General features: G+C 53.1%; 5 protein-coding genes. 1 reads left to right on the top strand and 4 read right to left on the bottom strand.

Translation table 11 applies throughout. From position 1 onward, the window contains the following. Positions 1-316 (top strand): hypothetical protein (locus DDA93_RS16340; RefSeq protein WP_165802620.1); only part of this gene is annotated, 316 nt, incomplete at its 5' end. Between the two features lie 15 nt (positions 317-331). On the opposite strand, the gene DDA93_RS10700 is transcribed toward DDA93_RS16340, so the two are convergent. The 4 genes from DDA93_RS10700 to DDA93_RS10685 form a co-directional block, all read right to left on the bottom strand. Then, positions 332-2,230, bottom strand: a complete 1,899-nt coding sequence (locus tag DDA93_RS10700; protein WP_116778763.1) for an ATP-dependent endonuclease — start codon at positions 2,228-2,230, stop codon at positions 332-334. Between the two features lie 104 nt (positions 2,231-2,334). Then, the gene (locus DDA93_RS10695; protein WP_116778762.1) at positions 2,335-5,436 is read right to left on the bottom strand and encodes a type I restriction endonuclease subunit R; all 3,102 of its coding nucleotides are present in this window, start codon (positions 5,434-5,436) and stop codon (positions 2,335-2,337) included. Beyond that, a complete protein-coding gene (locus DDA93_RS10690) occupies positions 5,433-6,572 on the bottom strand; it encodes a restriction endonuclease subunit S (protein WP_116778761.1) in 1,140 nt (379 codons plus the stop codon). The genes DDA93_RS10695 and DDA93_RS10690 overlap by 4 nt, the downstream gene beginning before the upstream one ends. Further along, positions 6,569-8,188, bottom strand: coding sequence for a class I SAM-dependent DNA methyltransferase (locus DDA93_RS10685; protein WP_116778760.1), 1,620 nt, complete (start codon positions 8,186-8,188; stop codon positions 6,569-6,571). Before DDA93_RS10685 ends, DDA93_RS10690 begins: the two co-directional genes overlap by 4 nt. Between the last annotated feature and the right edge of the window lie 187 nt (positions 8,189-8,375).

The raw sequence follows: 8,375 nt of genomic DNA, 5'->3' as shown, positions 1-8,375 counted from the left end.
AGCAGTCCGCAAGACTCAGCGCTACCGACTGTCCGACCGCTTCACGCCTGACGAGCTGGCCCAACTCGTCGCTCGCTACCAAGCCGGCGAAATGAGTACAGCACTCGCTCGCGAAAAAGGTATCGCCAAGTCAACCTTCCTGCGACTACTCGCTGAGCACGGCGTCGCATCCAGGTTTCGCGGCCTGACGCCAGCCAAAGAGAAAGAGATTCTTCGGCTTCGAAAGCAGGGGACGATCATCCGCGACATCGCCAAGCGGGTCGGCTGCAGTTATGACACTGCCCGAATATTTCTCTTATCTGGTCCATTGAGTTAGTTCCGGGACTTCAACCTAGTTAGCTGCGAGATCGATCGTCTTTACAAGGATGCTAGACAATATCTCCGGTGGTGAACCTGCGGCCGCTCGGGTGACCACTCGGTATCCCGCTTGATTTTTCGCCAGCACCTCACCTGTCGACGACTCGTGCACGTTGTAGGCTTCCCTCCACTCCAGCCACTCCTGGTCAAGAAGCGCTTCGATGTGGTCACCGACAATCGCGACATGGTCCGTGACCTGCTGATCCGGGATATCCACTTCGGGAAGGCCGAAGTACTTGAGGTTGTTGCGGTTCATCTTGTGATTGTTGTTGACGTCGTTACGGACGTCGGTGGGCGATTTACCGTCCTGGACTGCGCGATCTTCAACGCCGGCATCAGCATCGAAGACTGAGTATGTAGGTATGCCCATGCAGGTGAGGATGGCGTGAGGTAGCGCAAGGCTTGTCTTGCCGCCTGCCGGAACAACGGCGACTCCGGAGGCTTCCATCCGACCAGTGGCCTGACGGTCAGCAACACCCTCCAGAATGGCACCGTCCGTAGTTCCTTCAACAATGAGTGCCGCATTGGCAAACACAGCGGATGACAAGCGAGAACTCACCACACCTTCGAGCTGCTTACGGACCTGCTCCGGTGTCACGACTCCGCTGAGGCGTTCCTCGATTTTCGAAAGTGAACACGCGTGCACCGTTACGCGACGATCCGGTTGGGGTCCTCGAGTTAGTCGGCGGATCTGATCAAATTTCGATCCATCGATGAAGTAGGGGCTATGAGTAGCGTAGGAGACTTGAATATTTTTACCGGTATTCTCCGCCAACGAGCGGAGAATCTTAGCGAAGGCTTGGGCTTGTACGGGGTGTTGGAAGAGCTCAGGCTCTTCAATGGCCAGGAAGATGGTTCCCTTGGCCGACGCAGCACCATCTTCAGCTAGCATCTGCAACGATGATATTAGTACGGTGCGCTGGAAACCATGCCCTTGGCGATCGATAGTTGTTTCAATGTCGCCATCGGCGATAGTGACATTGAACGTGGTTCTTGGAGCCTTCAGTTCAACCTCGGCTGGCGTTACTTGAACTGATCGGCCCGGGCTGTATGTCTCAACAACTGCATTTAAGCGCTCGGCCAGACTCTTGAGCGGTTCTTGGAATCGGGCGGCGTATACGCCCTGCTGCAGTATCCGACTTTGCTCCACGATCTTAGTGATTTCCTCGTCGGCACTGGACCTATCGACTGCCCGTTCTAGAATTCTGCCGATGATGCTGCTCTTCATATCTGAGGATTCTTCGGACGCACGAAGATCTGCGGTAATCAAGACGTAGTCAAAGAGTCCACTCATCTTGCCGTTACTGTTGAACCCAAAGAAATTGGTCTGGAGCTCTTCGTCGGCGTCGGTAAGTAATTCAGGGTTGTTAGCCTCAAAGGTGCGCATGGCCTCGTCGACAGCTGTGCCGCTAGTTGCTGTGGCCAAGCTCAGATCAGGGTTGCCATCGCGGACCTCTTTGTATCTGGCTCTTTTGTCGGTGGCCGAGAGGCCTGGCTCGCGGACCTTTGCGAAAAGCTCAAAGGACTTGGCATTGGCGGACAGGTATTCCTTGCCATCCGGCGTTCGTGTTTTCCATGCCGCGAACGAATCGACATCCGTAGGGGCGTATGAGCCCAACTCATTTCGGTCGTCGGCAGTAAGTTGCGAGAAGCGAACTTCCACGCGGACGTTCTCTCCGATGCAGCCGTTGCTGACGTCCTTGTCGTCAAGACTGCCACTTTTGGCGATAGGGGAGAAGAACCACTCAAGGGCCCGCAGGACCGTGGACTTGCCGACACCGTTGGGTCCTATAAAGGTTGTGACGTTGTCGAAATCGATCGTTACGTCCTTAAGTGAGCGGAAATTCTCAATATGGACCTGTTTAATTCTCAATTCGTTTCTCCCCCAATAATTTTCACGGTAGCTCGACGAGCTTGTGATAACTTACTTGTTCAGCTTTAATGCTCGTCCGCGCATCTCCGTTCAGTGTGGCAACGCTAAGCAACCACTTCTGATGCGAGAAGTTCCGCCTGAGCTAACACGAGATCTACGGCGGCTTCTTCAAAATCAGGTGGGTAATCATACTTAGCGAGCAGCCGTCGCACCTTTGCTCGCATGTTTGCTCGCACAGACGATTTAAGATTCCAGTCAATAGTTGCATTCGAGCGAATAGCCCACACTAGGTCGGTAGCAATTTTCTTGAGCGTCTCATCGCCCATTTCAAGAACGGCCGAGTCATTCTGAGCGATGGCATCATAAAAGGCGGCCTCCGCGACACTTAGCCCCAACGAATTATGCCGCTGCTCCTGGTCCTTCAATGACTTCGCTAAGCTTACGAGTTCCGCGATGATCTCAGCCGTCGTTAGCGAACGGTTGGTATATCTATTGATCGCTTCCTCAAGCTGCTCCGAGAACTTGCGAGCTTGCACTACGTTCGATCGTTGTACTGTTTTGATCTGATCATTGATGAGCTTTCGAAGTAGGCCCATCTGAAGATTAGGTTTCTCTTTTGTGGCAAGTGAATCAAGAAACTCATTGGACAATATCGATAGCTCGGGTGTCTCTATGCCAGCCATCTTGTAGATGTCCACGACACCCTCAGCAGAAACTGCCTCGTTGACCAGCTGGCCGATTGCCGTGTCGAGTTCTACGGCACCGGACCCGCCTCGCCCGGAGTCTGGATTTTGGATCTTGAGGATGGCTGCGCGAACATCGGTGAACAAGCGAACATCGTTTCGAATGCGAGCAGACTCATCGTGCGCTCCACAAAGAGCAAAGGCCTTAGCCAAAGCCAGTACCTGGTCAATGTAACGCTTCGTCAGATCTGGGTCGCCCATGACGTAGTCAAGTACCTTGGCGTGCTCGTTAAGCCGCTGGCTAGCAGACATGTCCGGCGACGAATTGAATTGGCAGGAGTGAAGTAGGCCGCGAATGATGTCATGCTTCTCAAGCATCACCTCAACCATTTCGTCGATCGGGACTCCAGCTTGATCGCGATCGCTTGGTGAGTACTCCCGAAGGGCTTCATGAAGATTCGTGGCGATGCCAATGTAGTCAACGATCAAACCGCCTGGTTTGTCACGAAAGGTGCGGTTGACGCGAGCGATGGCCTGCATCAGTCCGGCGCCCTGCATGGGCTTATCGATATACATCGTGTGCATAGAGGGCGCATCAAAACCGGTTAGCCACATGTCCCGAACGATGACTAGCTCAAGTGGGTCCTCGGCATTCTTGGCCCGGGATTTCAGGTCCTTGCGCACGTCTTTTGAATGGATGTGCGGCTGATACGCAGCTGGATCTGCTGCAGACCCAGTCATGACCACTTTGATTTTTCCTTGTGCGGGATCATCGCTGTGCCAGTCAGGTCGAAGTGCAACTATCCTGTTGTAAAGCTCGACTGCAATTCGACGCGACATGGCCACAACCATGCCTTTGCCGAGCATGGCGCTACGTCGCTTTTCCCAGTGATCAACGATGTCTTCGGCGATAAGATTGAGGCGTTCTTCGGCACCAACAATCGCTTCGAGCCGAGCCCACCGAGACTTGGCCTTGGCGGCTTCATCCTGCTCCGCCGTTTCAGTGATCTCGTCAGCCAGGGCGTCTATCGTTCCATAGTTGGAAGTATCGAGCATCACCTTGGCGAGACGAGACTCATAGAAAATCTTGACAGTAGCGCCGTCTTCGACGGCACGAGTGAGATCGTAGACGTCGATATACTCCCCGAATACGGATCGAGTCGACTTGTCAGTAGATTCAATCGGCGTTCCAGTGAATCCCAGGTAGGTAGCACCAGGCAATGCATCGCGCATGTGTTTAGCCATGCCGCTCTTCAATGTGCCGTCTTGGGACAGTGACTCGCCGAAACCATACTGTGACCTATGAGCCTCGTCCGCGACTACAATCACGTTGCGACGGTCCGTCAGTATCGGGTTGATATCAACGCCAACCTCTGGTGCAAACTTTTGAAGTGTCGTGAAAATGATGCCGCCTGAAGCCCTACGCAATAGAACTCGGAGGTCTTTGCGGTCTTCAGCCTGTAATGGCTTCTCCGGAAGGATGAGGGCGGGAGCAAAGACTTCACCAAATAGTTGGTCGTCTAAGTCGTTCCGGTCGGTGACGAATACAAGGGTAGGGTTTCCCATGCGCTCATCCCGCATAATCTTTGCGGCGTAGAGGAGCATCTCGATGGACTTTCCTGACCCCTGGGTGTGCCAGACAACCCCTCCGCGGCGATCGCCGCCGGGACCGGCCGCGATGACTGTCGAGTCAACGGCTGCGTTGACAGCCCAATATTGGTGATATTTAGCCACACGCTTGACGAGACCCTTACTCTCATCGCTAAACAACACGAAGTTGCGAACGATGTCCAAAAATCGATGCTTGTCGAACACTCCCTTAATCAGGACTTCTAGGGCCGGGCGACTAGTGATAACGTCCTTGCCGTCAATCGTCTTCCATGGTGCGTAATGTTCAAAGCCGCCGCTGAATGAACTCATGGCAGCACTAACACCGTCTGATATCACGGTCACGGCATTTGTCTTGAAGATCGACGGTATGTTGCCACGGTACGTCTGGATCTGATTCCATGCTCCCTTCAGGGTCGCATTTTCATTAGCCAAGTTTTTAAGTTCCATCAGGCCGAGGGGGATGCCGTTAACGAAGACTAGAACATCTGGACGGCGGTTTTTGTTTTCAATTACCGTGAATTGATTGACCGCCAGCCAATCGTTATTTTCCGGTTCATCGAAATCAATAAGTCGAATCAGTACTGTACGCACTGCACCTTCTGCGTCTCGGTACTCAACCGGTACCCCTCGCGTAAGAAGAGCGTGCACGCGTGCGTTTTCTGCTAGTTCATTCTGAGATTCGACACGTTGAAGTCGCTTGATCGCCTCATCTATCAACGACACGTCATGCCGCGCGTTGATCCTGATCGCCGTGGTACGAAGGCGGTTAGTGAGTATGACCTGACCATAGTCGGCACGCTCTGGTTGATCTCCCTCAGGAGCGATGTCAGGACCGAACGCTGTCTCGTAATCGAGATCGCGAAGATATTCCAGTGCGGCATCCTCGACGGTGGCCTCATTCAGGGCCTTCATACGCCAATCCCTTCCAGTGTCCGGTGCTCAAGGGAAGCCGGTAGCCGCCCGGAAAGAAGTTCGGGCATGAGAGTTTCTCGCAAATGGATGAGATCGAGGTTTTCGCGCTCCGCGTTGAGCATCCTTCTCCACAGTCCTGAAACTTCAACATCCAGTGTTTCGATGAGGCTAGTGTCAGGAACGAGTACTTGAGTTGTCTCCAAGTGTCCGCGCTGAATGTGGCCCATTGTTGTCGCTTTATCCTTGGCAATGCCTTGAAACACCGGCATTATGTAATGCAGTCGATCATGAACTAGCCAAGCTGGATATGCGCGCGGGATGACCTTAAAAATGTGTTGGTTTATGATTGCTTCATCCCGTGTCCATCTATAGATTCCGAGAGAACCAGACCATGACATCAATAGATCACCAGATCGCGCAGTCTTGTCTTCCGGCACCTGGATATCATTATAAACGGTCGACTTGCCCGGACCACCGTTGAGTTCAGCAATACGAAGTACCATTCGGCCGGTTCCGGTAGCTGCCTTTGTATATGCCCCTCCATTGATGAAACGAGCTAAATCGGCGACATTTACCGGGATGGATGATTGATCTAGCGCCGCATCGACTCGTGCGCGGATGAGGGCTGGAATGAGGCGAATTAGATTATCATTCGACTCAATTTTGTTGTCCAGGGAGGATAAGGCATTAGCAATGCCTAGCTGATCGGTCATGTCAGGCAGATCTACGATCATGCTCTTCAGGTCGGCGACCTTCACATGACCCATTGTCGTCTTCTGATCCATGACTAAGCCGTCGAACTTTGGCACTAGCGACTGGAGCAGGTATTTCAAAAATGTCTGATCAGCGTCGGCCCTGGCGGAGACCTTAAAAATGTGCTGATTTAGCGCCGCATCTGGCCCTTGCCACGTCTGAACTACTATTGTTCCTGACCACGAAAAGAGAAGATCTCCCTTGGCGATCCGATGCTTTGCATCGACGGGTCCATCAAACCATCCTGTCGCGGAGGTGATGCCACGATTCATCTCAGCAATTTTTACTATAGGGATGCCACCTTGAGGCCGGATCTCAGTCGACTTAAATGCGCGACCATTCTTGAATTCGGCTAGATCATATAAGATCCGGTGCGTGGTCATTTCAAAAGTCCCTTGAGCTGATCAATGATCTGTTGTTCGAACTGACGATTGCGGTCGAATTCTTCGAGCAAGTGTCCTGCCAACTTCTCAATCCTGACCATGGCGGGCTCTTCATCGTCTAACACCTCCTCAGTTCCAACATACCGTCCGGGATTTAGTACGTATCCGGCTTGGGCGATCTCCTCAATCGACGCCGCTTTAGCGAATCCCGGTATGTCGACATAAGGTACATCTGGCTCGATTGAACGCCACCTGTGATAGGCGCTTGATATTTTTGCCACGTCGTCATCTGAGAAGACCCTAAGTTTCTTGCTCTCCATACTGCCGAGGCTTCGGGCATCTAAGAAAAGTACATCATTGGCGCGATTACGTTGACCATTGCCATGTCGGTTTTTAGAAAGGAACCAAAGGCTTACTGAGATTCCAGTATTGAAGAAGAGTTTATCTGGCATTGCCACAATACAATCGACTAAATTGGCCTCGAGAAGTCGCTTGCGTATTTCGTCTTCACCGTTGGTCTTAGCTGATAGCGATCCATTGGCGAGCACGAAACCCGCACTTCCATTTGGAGCAAGATGGTGAATAAAGTGCTGTACCCACGCAAAATTTGCATTGCTCTCGGGCGGGGTACCGTACTTCCACCGGGGATCGTCGGAGAGTTTAGCATCCCACCAATTAGATACGTTGAACGGGGGGTTTGCGATAACAAAGTCTGCTCGCAGATCAGGGTGGACGTCGTTAGTGAAGGAGTCGGCAGATCGATCTCCTAGGTCGGCTTCGATGCCTCTCAATGCGAGGTTCATCTTTGCGAGCTTCCACGTAGTGTCGGTGAACTCTTGGCCATAAACTGATATGTCTGTGCGCTTACCGCCATGGGCCTGCACGAATTCGGCAGATTGTACGAACATCCCTCCTGAGCCACAGGCTGGGTCGTAAACACGGCCATGGTAGGGCTCGAGCATCTCCACGAGGACCTTCACGACGGAGCGCGGGGTGTAGAAGGCCCCAGCATCCTTCCCCGTTTCTTTGCCGGCGAACTGGCCCAGGAAGTACTCGTAAACACGGCCGAGCACGTCGTCGCTTCCGTGATCGTCCGTCTCGGTGAAGCCGATAGATCCGATGAGGTCGACGAGTTGGCCTAGGCGGCCCTTGTCGAGGCCTTCACGCCCATAGTTGCGCGGAAGTACACCTCGAATGACAGGGTTTTCCTTCTCGATGTCGTCCATGGCTTGATCAATGATCTGGCCAATTTCCGGCAGCTTAGCCTTCGCTTGAACGAAGCCCCACCGTGCGTTCTCGGGCACCCAGAACACGTTCTGGCCGGAGTATTCGTCGCGGTTCTCGAGCAACTTCGCTCGTCGCTCGGGATTAGGGATGTAGTCTTCGGAATCGGGGTTAGACAGAGCCTCTTCAAGCTCATGTCTGCGATGCTCAAAGCGATCAGATATGTACTTGAGAAATACGAGGCCTAAGACGACGTGCTTGTACTCAGACGGCTCCTGATTGCCGCGCAGCGCGTCTGCGGTTTCCCACAGTCGGACCTCGAGTGATTTGACTGCCGCAGCTTTGCCACGTGCCACTTTTTGCCCCCCGGGCGTAGTTGAATCAGTTGTCATTGTCATTCTGGGTTTCCCTGGAGCGCAATCCGCTCCGTTACCGTTGGTTTCAATCTACCGGGGAGCTGCGACAAATCAGGTGAGGTCGGGCTTGTACTAGGTAGGTTTGCGGGTGGGGAGAGGCCTCGACCACGGCCCGCTAACTGGCCTAAAGTATACCACAATCGGCATATATCTTATAGGTACC

Origin of the sequence: Arthrobacter sp. Bz4 (genome assembly GCF_003075455.1) — a bacterium.
Taxonomy (GTDB): Bacteria; Actinomycetota; Actinomycetes; order Actinomycetales; family Micrococcaceae; genus Arthrobacter_D.
This window is presented reverse-complemented; position numbering and strand designations above follow the sequence as displayed.